An 18,203-nucleotide genomic window follows, 5' to 3' on the forward strand; every position below is an offset into this window, starting at 1 on the left:
TCTCTTCCCAGCAACGTCTCCCAATAGATACAGCTGATTAGTTGCACTAAGACAGTTGGGGACGTTGCGTACCAAGACGAAGAGTTATATATTTATGATATGCCTGTTAAAACATCTATCCCTTTTACTGAAGGAATTTTCTCCATTTTGCCCCTGTTGGTCTTCCCCTTGCTCATAAAAGAGCTAATGATGAATTATAGCACACCGCCCTCGTTCGTTACACCGAACGACGGCCGGCAATGTGCAAGACTGAGAAGGAAAAGAAAACTTTTGTATATTTAAACGTTACATTTATTATTTACACCGCTCCTTGCACCACAAACACTAATGGTATGAAACATCTGCTAATGCTCTTCATTACTTTCAAGACATGTTTAGTATTTGGACAAAATACAAATCTAAAAGACACCATAGGTTTACCGATTTATGATACCACAAGTATTGACATAAAGAGTACAAATTCCTTTTATTTCTGCTCAAAACTTTATGCAATACCAAGAAATTGTGATGGTAAAAATCAATCAAACTGTTGCTCCTTCAGTGCACAAATAACAAAATGGAATAAAGGGCCACTTGATGGGCAAATCAGTTGCTACAATGGAACTTCATTATCATGGTCTACTTTCGATTCAGAAGAAGTAGCAAAGAAAAACTTTGAAAGCTTACCCGATCAAATGAAAAAGCAAATGAAAAAATACAACAAAGAAGAGGTTCCGTTTTTTGTTTGCGATCAAGAAGTTAAAGCCTACAGGCAAAGTTATACAACACTGCAAGGGTATGATTTTATAGAATATATTTTCTATGGAACAATTAACGGGCATAGTATATTAGGACACCTTTCATTAAACAATAAAGAAACAACAAGCCGTGAATTAACACCGTTCTTTCAGCAACTGGTAAGGTTTTAGCCAGACTAAAACTGCCTGCAAAAAAGGGCTGTGTACAGGTGTCGTTGATGATACATTCAAATTTACTCAGTACACCGAACGACGGCCGGCCAAGAGCAATTACTTACTTTTTAAACATAGCTAAACTGTTTGCAAAACCAACAAAGGCAAAATTTATAGAAAGGTAAAACAAAATGCACCCGGCAGATCCTTCGTTTCTCAGGATGACAGGTTTGCTGAGCAGGCGTATAAAAGATAAACCATAGATTAGAAACTGCACAACCTTTTACAACAGATGCAGCAATCTTTCCACTTACTCCCTGTTTCTTCTCCTCCCCTTTTTCTTCTTTTTTTCCGGCTGATAAATCTGTTTGGCCTTTAACACCAACTGGATAAATTCATTGCGCAGGTAATGCTGTTCATTGGTAAAACCGGTGAGCATGTTTACCAATCCATCCCACTGTTTGGAGGGCAGGTAAGCAGATTGTTTGAGTAATAAACCCAGCCAGGTAAGCGCTACGGCAAAACGGTCGTCAACAGCGGCTGCAGCCAGCGGATAATAAGAACTGTAAAACGGAATATGCTCCTGTGTTTTTTCTTTTTGTCCGTACACGGTGTAAACAAAATCAGCAGTTGCAACCGGCGCATTGAGTGATGTGATATCAACAGCAGGTTCTATTTCAAACACTGCCGTAAATGTATGACCGCTGCCTATTTCGCCTCCTTCAATAGTAACGGTACTGTCGGCCAGTACTTCCTTGCGGTTATCAAAACCAATCAAACGGTATTGTTTTACCAGCGCTGCATCAAAACGCAGGTTCATAAAAGCATCCCCGGCACTTACAAAAAAAGTCTGCATACATTCTGTTACCAGCACTTTTTCTGCTTCCATCACATTATCAATGTAAGCAAAATTACCATTGCCTTTTTTGGCCAGCGCTTCCAGTTTGGAATCTTTATAATTACCCACGCCCACACCCAGGCAGGTAAGGTACACACCACTCTGTTGTTTCTGCGCCACTAACTGTATCAAAGCATCTTCTGTAATTTCTCCCACATTAAAATCACCATCGGTAGCAAGAATGATGCGGTTGTTACCACCTTTAAGCACACGTGGCTGAATGTAATTGTAAGCTGTTTTCAAAGCAGAGCCGCCCGGCGTTTCACCACCTGCCTGCAAACTGTCAATTACACCTAACATTTTTTGCTGCTCACTGCCGCCGGTGGGCGGAAGCACCACTCGGATGCTGCCTCCGTAAGTAATGATGGAAAGTGTATCAACAGGCCTTAGGTTTTTTACCATGAGGCGAAAGGCGGTTTGCAGCAAGGGCAAACGGTTCGGCATTTCCATAGAGCCACTTACATCCACCACCAATACAATATTCGCCGGTGGTGCTGAATCATAGAGCATTCGTCTTGACTGTACCCGTAACAGCAACAGTTTATGATTGGTATTCCAGGGGCAATCAGTAAGTATGGATTGATAACCGAAGGTTTTACCCGGCTCCGGTTCAGTATAAGGCAGTGGAAAATAGTTAAGCATTTCTTCAATACGCACTGCATCAGGAGGCACCATACTGTTCATATTGATGAAGCGGCGGATATTGCTGTACGATGCTTTATCTACACTCAATGCAAAACCTGTTTCAGGATAAACAGCGGTTTCATTAAACTCATTTTCTACCAACGCTGTATAACTTTCACCACCGGTGGGCCAGTCAGCTACTTTTGTATCCCGTTTGTTGAGTGTAACGGAAAGCCTCTTTTTTTTCTGAAGCGTGGAGGTGAGCGGTGAAACTTTTAAGATGATGTGATTGAATTCATTTCCCCTGAGGTAAACGGTTTGTGTTTCATAACCGTTGAGACTGATAACAGCACTATCTTTTAAAACAGAAGAAGGAATACCAAAACTGCCGGCAGAACCGCTGTAATAAAAATTGTTGGTAGAACGAATATGAATTTGTGCATACGGCAAGGGTTGATTGGAAGCATCTTTAATATCACCCCTGAAATAATACTGACCTTTTACAGCCGTGAAGCAGGCAAGAAACAATATGACCAGTAATCGTTTTTGCATCTGTTTACGTTTACATTCAACACCAGTGGTGTGAATTGTGTTACCAGACAGCATACCGCCTCTTTATTGATGTGCAAAGAGGCTTTTGATTCTGCAGTACCCTTATCAACGATATTGTTGTTTGCGTTCACTGCTCCAACCATTCATGGCAAATGAAACAACAATGGAACAACTATTCAGCTGCATCCGTAAGCTGGTAAATTTCTTTGATGTTACGTCCCAGCCCGTCATAATCCAAACCATAACCCAGCAAAAATTTATTAGGCACTGAAAAACCAAGATAATGAATGGGAATGGGATAAAGTGTTGCTTCCGGCTTGTGCAGCAGGGCAGCAATCTTTAAGGTAAGCGGCTGCTGGTTTTGCAACTGCGGTAAAAACTCATGCAGGGTTTTGCCGGTATCAATAATATCTTCCAGCACAATTACATGACGGCCTGTTAAATCTGTATCCAGCCCGATTGCCGTAATCACCTGCCCGGTGGATTTGGTTCCTTTGTAAGAAGCCAGTTTGATAAAACAGATTTCTGCATCAATGGTAATATGTTTAAAAATATCAGCAGCAAACATAAAAGAGCCGTTAAGGATAGCAATGAAGAGTGGCTTCTTACCGCTGTAGTCTGCATCTAATTGCTGTGCCAGCTCACTGATGCGTTTTGAAATTTCTGCTTCCGAAATGTAAGGAACAAAATGTTTGTCGTGCACTTTGAGTACCGCCATGATGATTATTTATTAATGATGAGTTCCATTCCTTCTTTCAAACCGGCAGTAGTAAGACTGTTCCATTGCTGCAAGTCTGTAATACTTACTTCATACTTTTTTGAAATACTGTACAATGTTTCTTTGGGCTGAACGATATGAATGATTTTTTCAGGAAGATTCAGAGGCGTTGTTTCTGTTGTTTCCGATGTTGTCTGTGCTGTTGCATTTTTTGTTACGGCTAAACGGGGCGCTGCAGTTGCAGGAGTTTGCAGGTGTAATTGTTCGCCCACAGCAGGCACCTGGCCCGGCGTTAAAAGATTTAATTGCAGCAATGCTTCCATACGGATGCCTTGAGCCTGTGCTATTTCATACAATGTTTCACCTTCTGCTATAGTGTGAAAAGCAGCAGCACCGGTTCTGCGTTTGCGTTGCAGGTACACTAATTGATCATTGGGTACTGCTTCCATCTCCTGCAGATCATTAAAATCAAACAACCATTTGAGCGGTACATTAAATTGCTGGGCAATACTTAAAAACGGAGTGCTTTTGGTTACAAATGTTACTCTTGTTTCATTGATCTTAAACTCACCTGATGGATAGGTTACTGTTTGTTTTTTTACAACAGGCGCTGCCACAGGTTCTGTTTTTACTTCAGCCACTACCGGTTTGGATTCTTTAATTACAGGTGCCGGAACATTTACTACTTCCTGTTTAGGAGCTGTGTTTTTTGCGGTACTGATCACTTGCTTTTTTGTTACCGGTGATTGCGGTAATGGTTCAGCTTTGGGTTCTTCTTTTTTTACCGCTACTGTTTCTATTTGCGGTTTTGTTTCAATAACAGGCGTTGATTCTTTAAGCACGGAAGCAGGTTCCTGTTTTACCACATTTGTTTCTTCTTCTTTCTTCTTGCCCAGTGCAATGAGGGAATATTCGTTGAGGTTATAGGTTTCAATATACTTGATGAGCATTTCAGGATAACGTGGATTGGTAGCATAACCTGCTTTCTTCAATCCATGTGCCCATGCTTTATAATCAGCAGGATCCAGTTTAAAGAGGAAGGAATAATGTTTACGGGTAAGCAGGAAGTTGGAGTGATCAACATAAGATTCTTCTGCCGTTCCATACTTGCGGAAACATTCACCGGGTGCATCATCATCATGACTTACAGAAGGACCCGTCCATGTTTCTTTACACTTAATCCCAAAATGATTATTGGATTTTTTTACCAGTTTGCTGTTTCCGTTTTCTGTTTCCACAATACCCTGTGCCAGTGTAATGGAAGCAGGAACGCCGGTGCGGATCATTTCACGGATGGCAATTTCCTTGTAGGTATTGATGTACTCTTCAATGGTGATGGTTTGTGCCAACCCTTTCATTGAAACGCAAACTACCAATAACAAAAAAGCATTTTTCAACTTCATAGAATATTTTATTTTTTTCTGATGAGAAACAGCCCGTCTCTCAAAGTCAACATGATTTTTTCAACTCGTTCATCAGCAGCTACCAGTTCATTAAAAGCCTGCACTGCTTTCGGATTTTTTCCTTTTACTTCTTCCTTCAATACTTCGCCGTGAAAGAGCACATTATCTGCCAGCAGTAACCCACCTGTTCTCAAACGTGGCAGGATGAGTTGGTAGTATGCTGCATAACCGGTTTTATCAGCATCCAGGAACACAAGATCCCAGCTTTCCTCCAGTTGCGGAATAATTTCAATAGCATTACCCACATGCAGTTGAATCTGCTGAGCAAGACCCGCCTGTTCAAAATGCCGGCGGGCAATGGCTGCATCTTCTTCCCGCAGTTCAATGGTGTGCAACACACCATCGGGTGCCAATCCTTTTGCCAGGCAAATGGAACTATAGCCCACCATCGTTCCTATTTCGAGGATGCGGCGGGGTTGCAGCAATTTGCTGATGATTTCAAGGAACTGTCCCTGGAGATGACCGCTGATCATATGCGGTTGTGCATGTGAAGCGCTGGTGGTTGCTTCTATCTGCTTCAGCACAGTATCTGCAGCAGTGGAATACTTTGATGCATAAGCTTCAGCCAACGGATGAATCAACTCCAAAGAAAATGTTTTGGCAAAGATAACCGGGATACTTAAAACATAAAAGGCAAAAGAGGCCGGGTATTACGCACAGATGTTAAAAAGCCGGTTATTTTCCAATCTTTATTGCAAAACTGATATACGCTCCGGTATAATAGTTCTTTAATTCAAATAAATATCCTTGTGAAATACCGATGCGAATAATTGATTTATTAGCAGTATAACGATAGCCGAGATTACCGCTTGTGTACAAACTACGGGCATCTTTTACAGCAAAAAGGAAACCGAGGGCCAATTGATCATCACTTACTTCCTCCGCAGCATAATAAAAGAAATCAATTCCTGTTTCAAGCGAATGTTTCTTTTTTCCAATGAGATAATAAATTCCGGCGCCGGCCTGGTACACATTCACATAAGGATCCACATCAAAACCGGCTACTGCCCTGAGTCCCCATTGCCGATCAGAAAATCGAACATCATACATGAGATTTAAAACAGGTCCGAGTTTACCAATTTCAATTCCGGCTGTATGTACAGGCCTCATGCTTTTAGATTGTCCTTGTGCATAATACCCCAGCACAAGCATGAAGCAACAATATAAAATCAGTCGCATATTTTTTTTGATGATGCACTTTATTCTGCCATGGCCCCGTCTTTGGGTTTGTGTGAAATCATCCACAAGCCCAAAAAGGTAAGTACGCCATTGATGATGAGCAGCTCAATACCTATTTTAAATCCGCCGAAAACGGTTTGTGAAAATGATTTTAAGGATTGAGCATTATCAGCAGAGAGATTGAGTTTATTGGCAAACCATTCAGCATTGTTGATGAGATCAAGGCCGATGACCAGCAAAGGCGCTGCTATACAAACCAGCAAACTCATTTTATCATTGATCTGGCGTTTGGTTAAAATACCAAAGGCAAATAATCCCAGCAAAGGACCATAGGTATAACCGGCCACTTTTAAGATCACATCAATAATACTTTTATCATTGATCCATTTAAAAATCATCACACATAAAAAGAACACAACTGTTAAAGTAAGATGTACGGTTAAACGGGTGCGTTTCTTTTGTGCTTCATCCAGGTCTGTTCTGCGTTTTAAACCGAGTATATCAATACAGAAAGAGGAAGTAAGTGCTGTTAAAGCGCCATCAGCACTGGGGAATAATGCTGAGATGAGACCGATGATAAAAATAACACCAATACCGGCAGACAGATAATTGCCCAGCGCAATAGCCGGAAACAGATCATCGCCTTTTACCTGCAAACCGTTCGCATCAGCAAATAAATACAACAACCCACCCATGAGTAAGAACAGAAAATTCACTGCCAGTAATACAAAGGCCAGCGTCATAACATTTTTTTGAGAACCGGCCAGTGTTCGAACACTGATGTTTTTCTGCATCATCTCCTGGTCAAGCCCCGTCATGGCAATAGTGATAAAAGCACCGCCTAAAATCTGTTTTACAAAAAAGCCCGAGGCATTCACATCTGTATTGAAAATACGGGTCATTTCTTTTTCGCTCATAGCACTCAATGTTTGCGAAAGACTCATATCCATTTTATTCATGATGGCAATGATGCATACTACCAACCCAATGAGCATACAGCTTGTTTGCAAGGTATCAGTATAAACAATTGTTTTTACACCTCCTTCAAATGTGTAGAGCAGAATTAAAACAAGTATTACCAATGCTGTGGCCCAGAAGGGAACACCCATGGAATCCAATATAAAAATCTGCAGAATATTAACTACGAGGTACAATCTTGCAGTAGCACCCAGCGTACGTGAAAGAATAAAATAAGTAGCGCCTGTTTTATAACTCGTGGTACCGAAACGGTGCTCCAGGTAATTATAAATACTGGTGAGGTTCATTTTATAATACAGCGGCAGCAGTACATAAGCAATCACTAGATAGCCGAGAAAATAACCAATTACCACCTGGTAATAATTCAAACCGGCACTGCCCACCGTACCCGGCACACTTACAAACGTAACACCGCTGAGCGATGTGCCGATCATACCAAATGCCACCAGCATCCAGTTACTGCTGCGGTTACCGATAAAAAAAGATTCGTTATTGGAGTTGCGGGAAGTGTACCAGGCCACTGCCAGCAGCAATAAAAAATATCCGATTACAAATGAAAAGAGTAATGTAGCAGACATGATGAAGGGTTGGTTGAGAAATGAAGATAAAGAAATAATATTTCCAGATGAGGTTTCCTTACTTTGCATTTATTTTTTCACATGAGTTTTTCAGCACTGGCCGTGTTTTGCGGCTCCAAACCAGGTAATGATCCTTTATATACACAGCAGGCACAACAGTTGGGGCGCTTGCTGGCACAGCATAATATTACAATGGTGTATGGTGGTGGCGGCAAAGGATTGATGGGCGCTGTTGCTGATGCCGTAATGGAAGGAAAAGGAAAAGTGATTGGTGTGATTCCTGAAATATTACTGGAATGGGAAGCGCAGCATAAAGGTATTACGGAGTTGATTGTAGTGCCCGATATGCACGTACGCAAACGAAAAATGTATGAGCTCTGTGATGCTGCTGTTATTTTACCGGGCGGCAACGGCACCCTGGATGAACTGTTTGAGATGCTCACCTGGAACACACTCAACATTCATGATAAAAAAATCTTTGTTTTAAACACCAACGGCTATTACCAACACCTGGTGGAGCATATGCACATGATGTACAAACAGGGCTTTTTATACGAGCAGCCTGAATTAAGAATTACCGTTGTTAATACGCCTGAAGAAATCTTTTAACGCTCTCTTTCCTGTTTCGGTCTGAAATAAAATAAAAACCCTGTACGGAAAACAGGAAGCAATGTATTATTGGTTTGATCTACATAAGGTGAGTTCGGATCTTTTAATACATCCACCATAATACTGGTATAAAATTGTGAGCCGCCGATAAAACGGTTGCCCCACCCTGCACCCACTAACAAACTGGGCGCTTCATATCTGAAATAACGTTTTACGCCTCCCTGCACCAATGATTCTTTAATGAAGTTGTATTCAAACTGTGAGGTGATAAAAAAACGATTGGCTATCCAGCCACGCATATACGGACCGCCACCCAATGCTGTAAAGCGGGAGGAAATACCCGGAGCTACATTCTGTGTTATGTAATTGAGATTGGTTGCAAAACCTACATCCAGAAACTTACCAACGCTGTAACCGGTTTCAGGATTCAGGCCCAACATCCAGCCCTGGAAAAATCCAACATTGATACCGGAGCCGATGTACCAGTTTTCCCTTTTCAATCCTTTACGTTCTTCCTCATTCTGCTGAGCTTTTGCAGTAAGAAGAGTGGTTGCACAAAAAAAGAAAAGTATTAGCTGTTTCATCTGTGTTTGGTTAATATGAAGTGATCAACTGTTGCACTTATCTTCTGCTTCACAGATGCAAAGAAACAGAAATCAGTCCGCATGTAAAAAAAGAGGATTGATGAACCTTTGTTAAAAACGGGGACATAAGCTTTGGCGGCGCATATTCTTATCGCCAAAGTACTCACTGTAATAACCGTTCCTGAGCAATGAAAATTCCATGGCACCGTTGGAACCGTTAAAGGTACGCAGGCTGCTCATGGTAGCATCATAGGTAAACGTAAAGCGGAGATTTTTCATTTCAAATCCAATCATGGCGATCGCTGCATCATTCCAACGGTAGTACACACCACCAAAAATTACTTTACTGCCATCACCCATTAGATTGTAAGCTGCATTACCGCCCATTACCAGCTCACTTGCTTTAGCCTGGTTGCTGTAATAGGCATTGGGGTTGATGATCCAGTTATCATTCACTTTAAAACTGCCGTTTAAAAAACCAATATAACGACGGGGCACTTCGTTACCGCTATTGCTGAAAAAAGTTTCTTTGGGTTGATTGATATGATGCACGGATACACCTGCATTCACATACGCATTCTCAGTAGGGAAATAAGCATAGTTCATCCCTACCTGCAAATCAAAATACGAAGTGGTGGAGTTGGTAAGAAATGTTTCACCGGTAGGATTACCGGCATCAAATACTTTTCCGTTCCACTGGTTATCAAAAGTGAACTTGGTTATATCAATCCGTTTGCTGGCATAACCCACATTGAAACCGGCAGAGATCAAACTGCTGAGCCCCACCATTTGATGATACGCTACACTGGCATATGCTTTATTACTGCGCAGGTTACCACGGCCCGCTGCATCATTCAAGATAACAGCACCTAAACCCACCCATCCGTTTTCAATTTTATTACGAAACACCTGGAAATCGGCAAACACACTGGCCGTTTTAAACGGAACAGGTATGGAGGTCCATTGAGAGCGATAATGAATACCCACCCGGTAATCTGCTTCCGGAATAAAACCGGTATTGGCAGGATTGGTAGTGAGCGGTGAATTCATGAATTGGGAAAAATGCAAATCCTGTGCTCCTGCATTCATGCAAAGCGCCATCACCAACCATCCTGTACAACCATATCTCAAAACTTTTCCCATCGTATTAAATTAATAATGATCCTTCAATTCATTTGCTTTTGTTCGTACTTATGAACTGTTTACCGTATCAAGGTTACATCACCTTTCTTCCGCACTTTTTCTCCGTTAAAATATTCAATATCCAAAGTCCATGCATAAGCATCCATCGGCTGCGGAGTGCCTTTAAAGGTTCCATCCCAACCAATGTTTTGTGAACGTGATTCAAACACCATCAATCCCTGTCGGTTATAAACACGCAAGGTCATTTTTGAAATACCAAAGCCACGCACCTGGAACACATCATTCACACCATCGCCATTGGGCGTAAAGGCTGTGGGCAAATCATTTACAATATTGATGATGGACTCCACCGGAATACATACTGAATCAAAACAGCCCGCCGCATTAAACACCGTTTGACAAACAATATTTGCAGGGTTAGGCGCTATGTATTGATGAATAGGATCTCTTTGTGTAGAGCTGTTGCCATCACCAAAAGTCCACAACCATCTTACTACATCATTAGATGCAGTACTGGTAAACCGTGTGGGTGTATTTTCCTGCGATGGATTAGGATTGTAGAAAAAGCCGGGCACCGGTTTCGGGTTGGCTGCAAAAGTCCGTTCCGTAGAATCTACAAGGTTACAGGTATTGTTGTTGAATACATATTGTTTGATGGTGTATGTACCGGGTGTATTGTAGACAAAGTTGGGTCTTGATGCTGTTGATGTTTGCCCGTCGCTGCTCACCCACAAATAAGTAATAGCTCCGGCAGAAGTATCTGTTACATTCACCGTATCAGGCACACATAAATTATCTACTCTGAAACCGGCACGCACATTATCAATCACAGAAAAATTTACAAGATCTCTTGATTCTCCTGAGTTACAGAAATTAGTATCAATCAACACTAAACGAACATTGTAAGTACCGGGCGCCGGAAATGTATGGGTAATAGGATTAGGCGCAAATGCAGGTACTGTATCATTACGACTTCCATCACCCCATATCCAGGCAAAAGACCGGGGCCCGAAGTTGGGAATGGAAGTAAGTTTGTCGCTGGTATTGGTAAAATCAAAAGTTAAACTGTTACAACCCCTGCGGGCAAAATCGAAATCAATATCCACACTGTCAGTTGTTACACGGATGCGCATAGTAGCACTATCAACCTCATTACAGGAGTTTCTGTCAATTCCATAAACTTTTACATCAAAGAAACCGGCGGTTGTATAAGTGTGTTGTATCGGGTTTTGTGTGGTTGTATCAGACCTGGTGCCATCACCCCAAACCCATACATATTGTCTTGCAAGACGAACCGTATCAATAAACTCAACCGTAGCAGGCAAACAGAAATTCAACTGCCTTGCGCCTACTGCTCTGAGTGCCACATCCACCCCTGCCAGATCAAACCGAAGTTTTACCATACCGAGATTACAGGCACCAATAGTAGTTGCAGGATTTACATTACCATAAACTCCTGCTGTTATAGGAAAAGGCGCCTGCAATGGCTGCCCGGAAGGAACAGTTTTACAGTTTGCACATACAGCCTGGTAAATAACCCCCTGTGCATCAAAGCGGCTGGTACCACCATCCACATGATCCCAGCCACCATCACCACCTCTTTGCCCGAAGAAACTGCCGTAGAGTTGTGATTGTGCATTTTTAGCCAATACAAAAAAGTAAAAATCACTACCATCTGTTTGAGGCTGTAATGCATCAGGTGTAATGGGCAACCCACTTGTACCGGCTGTTGGATAAGTACGGTTGCCTAAGGTATTGGCCCCGCCACCCCAACCGGAAACGTATACGTTTTCACAGTTATCAACAAGGAAAGCAACGGGAGAAATATTAGGTGCAGTGGCTCCTGCTGTACCAAACGTAGTACGGTAAACGTAAGCAGACAGATCGGGCGCCAGCTTTGCAATAAACTGCCTGGAGTTATTTACCGCATAAGGTGCATTGATCACATCCATAAAACCGGTGGTAGTACCGGTGATGTAAGGAAACCCACGTTGATCAAACTGGATACCGAACACAATATCCACCTGGTCAGGATTAGGTTGATTGTTTACTGAAATAAAGCTGCCAATATAAGTGGATCGAACTAATGAAACAGAAGTATTATTATCAATGAGATTGGTTACAAAACCATCTGCTTCACCGCCTGCATAAGTATTTTGAATGCGGGGACCCGGTGCATTTACTCCCGGGAAATTATTACTGCCCGTTCCGCCGGCTACATAAATCTGTTGATTGATGGGATTTTGTGTGAGTACAAAAGCTGCATCATTGCCACCACCGCCAAGATAGGTACTCCAGAGAAGTGCCGTACAGGTTGAGTTGAGTTTGAACACCACGCCATCCTGTGCTCCTCCGTTGGTTGTTTGAAAACCACCTCTTGAAGGAAAGTTTGTACTGTTAGTACAAGAAGCAACAAGGATATTATTATTGTTATCAAGTATCACTTCACTACGTCCATCATCACCATAACTTCTGAGCAGGGACTCAGCTCCATTGCCACGGTTGGAAGAAATATTAACACCATCATCGGCACTTCCGGCAAGAATCATACTGCCGATAATTTGAGTACCGGTGGCATTGATCTTGGTAACAAAAATATCATAGCCGCCACGTGTGCCTTCTACTCTTCCGTTAGTGATGGGAAAATTTCCGGAGTTCGTTCTGCCGGCAATTACCAGGTTACCCTGTGCATCGGCAATTAAGCTATGCGGTTGTTCCAGATCAGAGCCTCCGAGATAAGTAGCATAAATGCGGGCATTACCGTTGGGTGTTAAACGCATAATGGCAATATCAGGTGGTATACCATTGGAACCGCCACCACCAACGGGTTGAATCACTCCTGTTGTAACAGGAAAACCTGTAGGTGAAGCAATACCCCCTCCATACAAACTTCCATCAGGACCGGGAGTTGCAGTAAAACCCCAGTTGGCATTAGCAGAACGGCTGAAAGAAGAAAACACCAAAGAAGGATCAATAACAAGTGTAGTGGATTTGTTATAACTCTTTACATCAAAACTTACCACATTACCATTGAGTTTATAGCGGCAATTAATGAATTCCCTTTTCCCCTGTGCAAACTGGTAGGTATAGGGTTTTTGCTCCACGGCATCACCTACTGAAGTTCCTACAATCAATTCACTGTTTTTGATAGATAAAGAAACGGCTCCGTCATACTTCATCTGAATTTTTGAAACATCAGCGCCGGGATTAACGATTAAATCATACTTGAGTTTATCATCCTGTACGTAATAACGGAGATCTACATTGGGATAAATATTCTTGTACGTAATAGCCTGGTATTGTTTTACACCTGTAGCCCATTTAGAAGGATCATTTCCGATGAAATAGTTTTCATGACCCGTTACCGGTTTTTCGCTGATGACCTGTGTATTGAAATTAGCTCCCAAAAATTTTACACGGTAAGCATGTTGACGCATAGAGCGGGGCATTCCGTTTTCACCTTTAGAAGAGCGGTGAGAGGATGTATCCAATGCATGACCATGATAGTATTCAGCCGCATTGAGATAATCCTGCGGATGCTGCATTAAAATAGTATAGCCATCTTTTGAAAGAAAAAAAGCACCGTTGCCGGCGTCTGTTTTATAGAGGACCTGTTTATCCCACTGTCCTTTGTTTTCAGTAAATAAAAGCTGGGCTTTTGTAAACAAGGGCAGGCTAAGTGCTAACAGGAAATAGATTTTTCTCTTCATGTAAATTTTTTCCAATCGTTGCTTCTTGTAAGTTACTCATTATAACGGAGAGGGTAAAGCTTTATTTTCATCAAGCCACCTTACTCCATTCTGTTTTACCTTTTTTTAACTGCAGGTAGTTCTTTAACCGCAAATTTTCTGCCGAACTCAGATCCGGGTCCCGTTCCAGCAGCTCCCTGCATATATACGAAGCTGCTTCCAGCAATGGTTTATCCTTTACAATACTCGCCAGTTTAAAATCCAGCATCCCACTCTGGCGGGTGCCTTCTATATCTCCCGGCCCTCTCAGTTCCAGGTCTTTTTCCGATATCAGAAAACCATCATTTGTTGCCGTCATAATCTTTAACCGTTCCCTACCGTCCTGTGTTAATTGCTTACCCGTTAAAAGAATGCAAAAACTTTGTTCACTGCCTCTGCCCACCCTTCCACGCAGCTGGTGCAACTGTGATAAACCAAAGCGCTGGGCACTTTCAATCACCATAACACTGGCATTGGGTACATCCACACCTACTTCAATCACCGTAGTGGATACCATGATTTGTGTATCACCGGTTTTAAACCGCATCATGTTTGTTTCCTTCACTTCAGGTTTCTGTTTGCCGTGCACCATGCTGATGTAATACTGTGGTTCCGGGAAAAAAGCTTTCACTTCCTCATAACCCTTCATCAGGTTTTCAAAATCAAGCTTACTGCTTTCTTCAATTAATGGATAAATAAAATAAGCCTGTCTTCCTTTAGCGATCTCCTGTTTTACAAAATCCATCACTGCCGGTCTTGCCTGCTCATAACGGTGTACCGTAGTAATGGGTTTGCGGCCGGGGGGCAATTCATCCATCACACTATAATCCAGGTCGCCGTAAGCCGTCATGGCCATGGTACGTGGAATAGGTGTTGCCGTCATCACAAGGATATGCGGTTGCAATGCACCTTTTAATTTCAACTCGGCCCGCTGTGCCACACCAAAACGATGCTGCTCATCAATAATGGATAAACCCAGTTGTTTGAATTGTACTTTATCCTCAATCAACGCATGGGTACCAATGATGATAGGCATGGTACCTTCGCTCAGTTCCTTCAACAAGACCTCTCTTTCTTTTTTAGGCGTGGAGCCCGTAAGCAAGCCCACTTTTACTTCCATCTTTTGTAAGAGCTTTGAAATACTGTTATAATGCTGTTGCGCCAGTATTTCAGTAGGCGCCATCAAACAGCTCTGGTAACCGTTATCTGCCGCCAGTAACATGGTTAAGAGGGCTACCATCGTTTTTCCGCTGCCTACATCTCCCTGCAACAACCGGTTCATTTGATGACCACGGGCCGTATCAACACGAATTTCTTTCAACACCCGTTTTTGCGCCCCTGTTAATTCAAACGGCAGGTGCTCATTGTAAAAGGTATTGAACAACGCTCCTACTTTATCAAACACAATCCCTTTACTGAAACGGTGACGGTTGCTCTTGATCATCGCCATGCGTAACTGGGCCAGGAACAATTCTTCAAACTTCAAACGATTTAAAGCTGCTTCATAACTACCTGCATCTGGTGGAAAATGCACCTGCAGGTAGGCTTTGTAACGATGCGGCAGTTGCAGCTTTTGCACAACCGCATCCGGAAGTATTTCAGGAATATCTTTTTCATGCACCTGTGGCAAGAGTGCTGCTGTGAGTTTGCCGATCGTTCTGCCATTAAGACCTTTGGCTTTCAATTTTTCAGTGGTGGGATAGATGGGCTCCAGCACATTCTTTCCTTCTGCATTGTCAGGTGTGAGCACATCAATCTCCGGATGGGTGATCTGCGGCTTGCTCATAAAAAACGTGGGCTTGCCAAAGACGAGATAATCACTACCAATCACCAATCGTTTCTCCACCCAATTGATGCCCTGGAACCAAACTAATTCCAGCACACCTGTTGCATCTTTGAGATGGGCCACTAAGCGCTTGCCACGGTTGGCACCAATGACTTCCATATCAATCAATCGTCCTTTCACCTGAACAAAATCCTGCTGGTAGTTGATGGAAGCAATGGCATCCACTTTTGTTTTATCTAAATGACGATAAGGAAAATGCTCCAGCAGATCACCAAAAGTGAAAATGCCGAGTTCTTTTTTTAATAAGTCGGCACGCAAAGGACCAACGCCTTTGAGGTATTCGATGGGAGATTGAAGTATGGAGGGGGCCGCATTCATCAGGGCGTGAAATTATTGAATGCCTTCAACTTTTGAAGAAGTTGTTTTAGCAAAATACCCTCCCCACGGTATAGGAACACCCTAACTTCAAAACTAATATTGTGAGGTAAACGCAACAACCCACATGAAATATCTGCTGCCGGTTTTATTTCTCTTCACCATGCAGGCAACTGCACTGGCACAAAACAAACGGGCTTTGATTGTGGCAATCTCTAAATACAAACCCGGCACGGGCTGGAATGACCTGGCCAGCGCTAATGATATTCCGCTCATTAAAGAAGCATTACTGAAACAAGGATTTAAAGAAGCAGATATTATAGTGATGAAAGATGCAGCCTGTACCAAAGAAGGTATTCTCAACGGCATTCAGAAACATCTTATAGAAAAATCTGCTCCCGGCGACATCTGTGTGTTTCACTTCAGCGGCCATGGCGAACAGGTGTATGATACCAATGGTGATGAAGACGATGGCTACGATGAAGCATTGGTACCTTATGATGCACCTATGGAATACCAGCCCGGCGTGGATAAACATTTGCGGGATGATGATTTCGGAACCAAGCTGCAGGACTTACGGTTAAAGCTGGGCGAAAACGGTGAACTCATTGTAATTGTTGATGCCTGCCACAGCGGATCCTCCACCCGTGGCAATAAAGGAAGCATGCGTGGTACAGATAAAAAATACCAGCCGGCCAACTATAAAGCACCGGTGGCTAAAACCAATAAGATCAATGAAAGCATTTTCGGTTTAGGCGATCGTAAAACAGGAATGGCCAAGATGATTTCATTGTTTGCCTCTTCCTCCAGTGAGTTGAACAGTCAATACGAAAAAGATGGTGTGGAGTACGGTAGTTTAAGTATGGCCTTTTTTAAAACAGTAACTGCTGCCACCAAACAAATGAGTTACCAGGCTGTGTTTGACCAGATCAAACTGGAGATGAAACGGTTTGGCCTAAGTCAGCACCCCGAAGCAGAAGGTGAAATGGATAAAGAAATCTTCGGCGGTAAGATGTTAACCAAACTGGATTACTTCACGCCGGAAGAAGTAAAGAACAATACCATCACCATTAAAACAGGAACGGTATTCAATGTGTTTGATGGAACCACCGTAAAACTCTACCCGCCGGATACAAGAGATACAGTGGGTGTAACACCCATCACCACCGGAACCATTATTAAAGCAGGTGAGTTTAGCTCTACTGTTCAGTTAAAGGATGTTAAAGATGAAGAACTGATTGCAAAGGCGTGGGTGTTTTTAGATGAAGTGAATTTCGGTAACCTTCAGATAGGTGTACAGGTACAAAGCACACAATCAAAACTCAACGAAGTACTTAAAACGATCAAGGAAATAAAAACCGTTACAGCGGATGCCGATGTAATGGTGGAAGAAACCAACGGTCAATTCATTTTTAAAAACAACAAAGGGGAGTTTTTGAAACTGAATGCTGAGATGGAAACAGTACCGTTGAAAGACACACTGCAGTATCGTCTCAAACATTATGCATGGAGCAAATACTTTATGAACCTGCATAAAGTAGATACCAATATTCGTGTTACGTTCAAAATGATTCCTGTGAAAGTAACCAAACGAAATGAACGTGGCGCTGTAAGCGAAACAATGGATGTGGATACCAATACTGTTAAAGATAAAAACGGGAACATCACATTTAAGGTGGATGATTACTATGTACTGGAGTTTACCAACAGCGGACAGGAACGTTGCTATTACACCGTAGTGGAAATACAACCTGATCATGTGGTGAACAGCATTTTTCCCAGCTACCGTATCAATGACAATGCAACAGGAAATTTTATTGAGCCCGATAAAACATTACGAAGCACAAGAGTATTCCGTGTAGGTCCTCCTTACGGTGAAAACCGCTTACTCATCATCACCAGCCGTGAGCCATTGGATTTCCGTCCTTTCTTAAAAAAGAAAGATCCCAATACTTCTAAAACAAGAGGCAGCGGTGATGATGGAAATGTGGAAATGGATGTGATGAATACTTTTTACATCAACTATACCATTGTACCGAAACAATAAACACAGGTTGACATGTAATCAACCAAAGAAAATTTTAAACTCTAATTTTTA

13 protein-coding genes are annotated in these 18,203 nt (G+C 42.4%); 3 read left to right on the top strand and 10 right to left on the bottom strand.

Translation table 11 applies throughout. The annotated features are described in order from the left end of the window. Positions 1-332 precede the first annotated feature (332 nt). Positions 333-908, top strand: a complete 576-nt coding sequence (locus PDL71_RS15830; RefSeq protein ID WP_407522806.1) for a hypothetical protein — start codon at positions 333-335, stop codon at positions 906-908. A 292-nt stretch (positions 909-1,200) separates the two neighbouring features. Here the strand turns inward: PDL71_RS15830 and PDL71_RS15835 are convergent, their stop codons facing one another. The 6 genes from PDL71_RS15835 to PDL71_RS15860 form a co-directional block, all read right to left on the bottom strand. Continuing rightward, entirely contained in the window at positions 1,201-2,964 is a 1,764-nt protein-coding gene (locus PDL71_RS15835) for a von Willebrand factor type A domain-containing protein (RefSeq protein ID WP_407522808.1), read from the bottom strand. A 172-nt stretch (positions 2,965-3,136) separates the two neighbouring features. Beyond that, the gene (gene hpt, locus PDL71_RS15840) at positions 3,137-3,682 is read right to left on the bottom strand and encodes a hypoxanthine phosphoribosyltransferase (RefSeq protein WP_407522810.1); all 546 of its coding nucleotides are present in this window, start codon (positions 3,680-3,682) and stop codon (positions 3,137-3,139) included. 5 nt (positions 3,683-3,687) lie between these two features. Continuing rightward, complete coding sequence (locus PDL71_RS15845; RefSeq protein WP_407522812.1) at positions 3,688-5,085, bottom strand: glucosaminidase domain-containing protein; 1,398 nt, start codon at positions 5,083-5,085, stop codon at positions 3,688-3,690. Between the two features lie 8 nt (positions 5,086-5,093). After that, positions 5,094-5,732, bottom strand: a complete 639-nt coding sequence (locus tag PDL71_RS15850; RefSeq protein ID WP_407522813.1) for an O-methyltransferase — start codon at positions 5,730-5,732, stop codon at positions 5,094-5,096. Between the two features lie 88 nt (positions 5,733-5,820). Continuing rightward, complete coding sequence (locus PDL71_RS15855; RefSeq protein ID WP_407522815.1) at positions 5,821-6,255, bottom strand: hypothetical protein; 435 nt, start codon at positions 6,253-6,255, stop codon at positions 5,821-5,823. An 89-nt stretch (positions 6,256-6,344) separates the two neighbouring features. Next, complete coding sequence (locus PDL71_RS15860) at positions 6,345-7,880, bottom strand: sodium:solute symporter (RefSeq protein ID WP_407522817.1); 1,536 nt, start codon at positions 7,878-7,880, stop codon at positions 6,345-6,347. A gap of 81 nt (positions 7,881-7,961) precedes the next feature. Between PDL71_RS15860 and PDL71_RS15865 the strand changes: the two genes are divergently transcribed. Next, entirely contained in the window at positions 7,962-8,489 is a 528-nt protein-coding gene (locus tag PDL71_RS15865) for a TIGR00730 family Rossman fold protein (RefSeq protein WP_407522819.1), read from the top strand. Here PDL71_RS15865 and PDL71_RS15870 read toward each other — a convergent pair. The 4 genes from PDL71_RS15870 to recG form a co-directional block, all read right to left on the bottom strand. Continuing rightward, positions 8,486-9,073, bottom strand: a complete 588-nt coding sequence (locus tag PDL71_RS15870; protein WP_407522821.1) for a hypothetical protein — start codon at positions 9,071-9,073, stop codon at positions 8,486-8,488. The two genes, PDL71_RS15865 and PDL71_RS15870, sit on opposite strands and share 4 nt — an antisense overlap. Before the next feature lie 111 nt (positions 9,074-9,184). Next, a complete protein-coding gene (locus tag PDL71_RS15875; RefSeq protein ID WP_407522823.1) occupies positions 9,185-10,216 on the bottom strand; it encodes a PorP/SprF family type IX secretion system membrane protein in 1,032 nt (343 codons plus the stop codon). 59 nt (positions 10,217-10,275) lie between these two features. Then, on the bottom strand, positions 10,276-13,926 hold the full coding sequence (locus tag PDL71_RS15880) for a PKD domain-containing protein (protein ID WP_407522825.1): 3,651 nt from the start codon (positions 13,924-13,926) through the stop codon (positions 10,276-10,278). A 70-nt stretch (positions 13,927-13,996) separates the two neighbouring features. Further along, positions 13,997-16,108 (bottom strand): ATP-dependent DNA helicase RecG, encoded by a 2,112-nt coding sequence (gene recG, locus PDL71_RS15885; protein ID WP_407522827.1) that lies wholly within the window; start codon positions 16,106-16,108, stop codon positions 13,997-13,999. A 124-nt stretch (positions 16,109-16,232) separates the two neighbouring features. Here recG and PDL71_RS15890 point away from each other — a divergent pair, with 124 nt between their 5' ends. Next, positions 16,233-18,152 (top strand): caspase family protein, encoded by a 1,920-nt coding sequence (locus PDL71_RS15890; RefSeq protein WP_407522829.1) that lies wholly within the window; start codon positions 16,233-16,235, stop codon positions 18,150-18,152. The last annotated feature ends 51 nt before the right edge of the window (positions 18,153-18,203 follow it).

Origin of the sequence: Lacibacter sp. MH-610 (assembly GCF_045780045.1) — a bacterium.
GTDB lineage: Bacteria > Bacteroidota > Bacteroidia > Chitinophagales > Chitinophagaceae > Lacibacter.

Coding starts and splice junctions, on each gene's coding strand:
- PDL71_RS15830 (WP_407522806.1), top strand. CDS start 333: ATGAAACATCTGCTAATGCTCTTCATTACTTTCAAGACATGTTTAGTA.
- PDL71_RS15835 (WP_407522808.1), bottom strand. CDS start 2,964: ATGCAAAAACGATTACTGGTCATATTGTTTCTTGCCTGCTTCACGGCT.
- hpt (WP_407522810.1), bottom strand. CDS start 3,682: ATGGCGGTACTCAAAGTGCACGACAAACATTTTGTTCCTTACATTTCG.
- PDL71_RS15845 (WP_407522812.1), bottom strand. CDS start 5,085: ATGAAGTTGAAAAATGCTTTTTTGTTATTGGTAGTTTGCGTTTCAATG.
- PDL71_RS15855 (WP_407522815.1), bottom strand. CDS start 6,255: ATGAGGCCTGTACATACAGCCGGAATTGAAATTGGTAAACTCGGACCT.
- PDL71_RS15860 (WP_407522817.1), bottom strand. CDS start 7,880: ATGTCTGCTACATTACTCTTTTCATTTGTAATCGGATATTTTTTATTG.
- PDL71_RS15865 (WP_407522819.1), top strand. CDS start 7,962: ATGAGTTTTTCAGCACTGGCCGTGTTTTGCGGCTCCAAACCAGGTAAT.
- PDL71_RS15870 (WP_407522821.1), bottom strand. CDS start 9,073: ATGAAACAGCTAATACTTTTCTTTTTTTGTGCAACCACTCTTCTTACT.
- PDL71_RS15875 (WP_407522823.1), bottom strand. CDS start 10,216: ATGGGAAAAGTTTTGAGATATGGTTGTACAGGATGGTTGGTGATGGCG.
- PDL71_RS15880 (WP_407522825.1), bottom strand. CDS start 13,926: ATGAAGAGAAAAATCTATTTCCTGTTAGCACTTAGCCTGCCCTTGTTT.
- recG (WP_407522827.1), bottom strand. CDS start 16,108: ATGAATGCGGCCCCCTCCATACTTCAATCTCCCATCGAATACCTCAAA.
- PDL71_RS15890 (WP_407522829.1), top strand. CDS start 16,233: ATGAAATATCTGCTGCCGGTTTTATTTCTCTTCACCATGCAGGCAACT.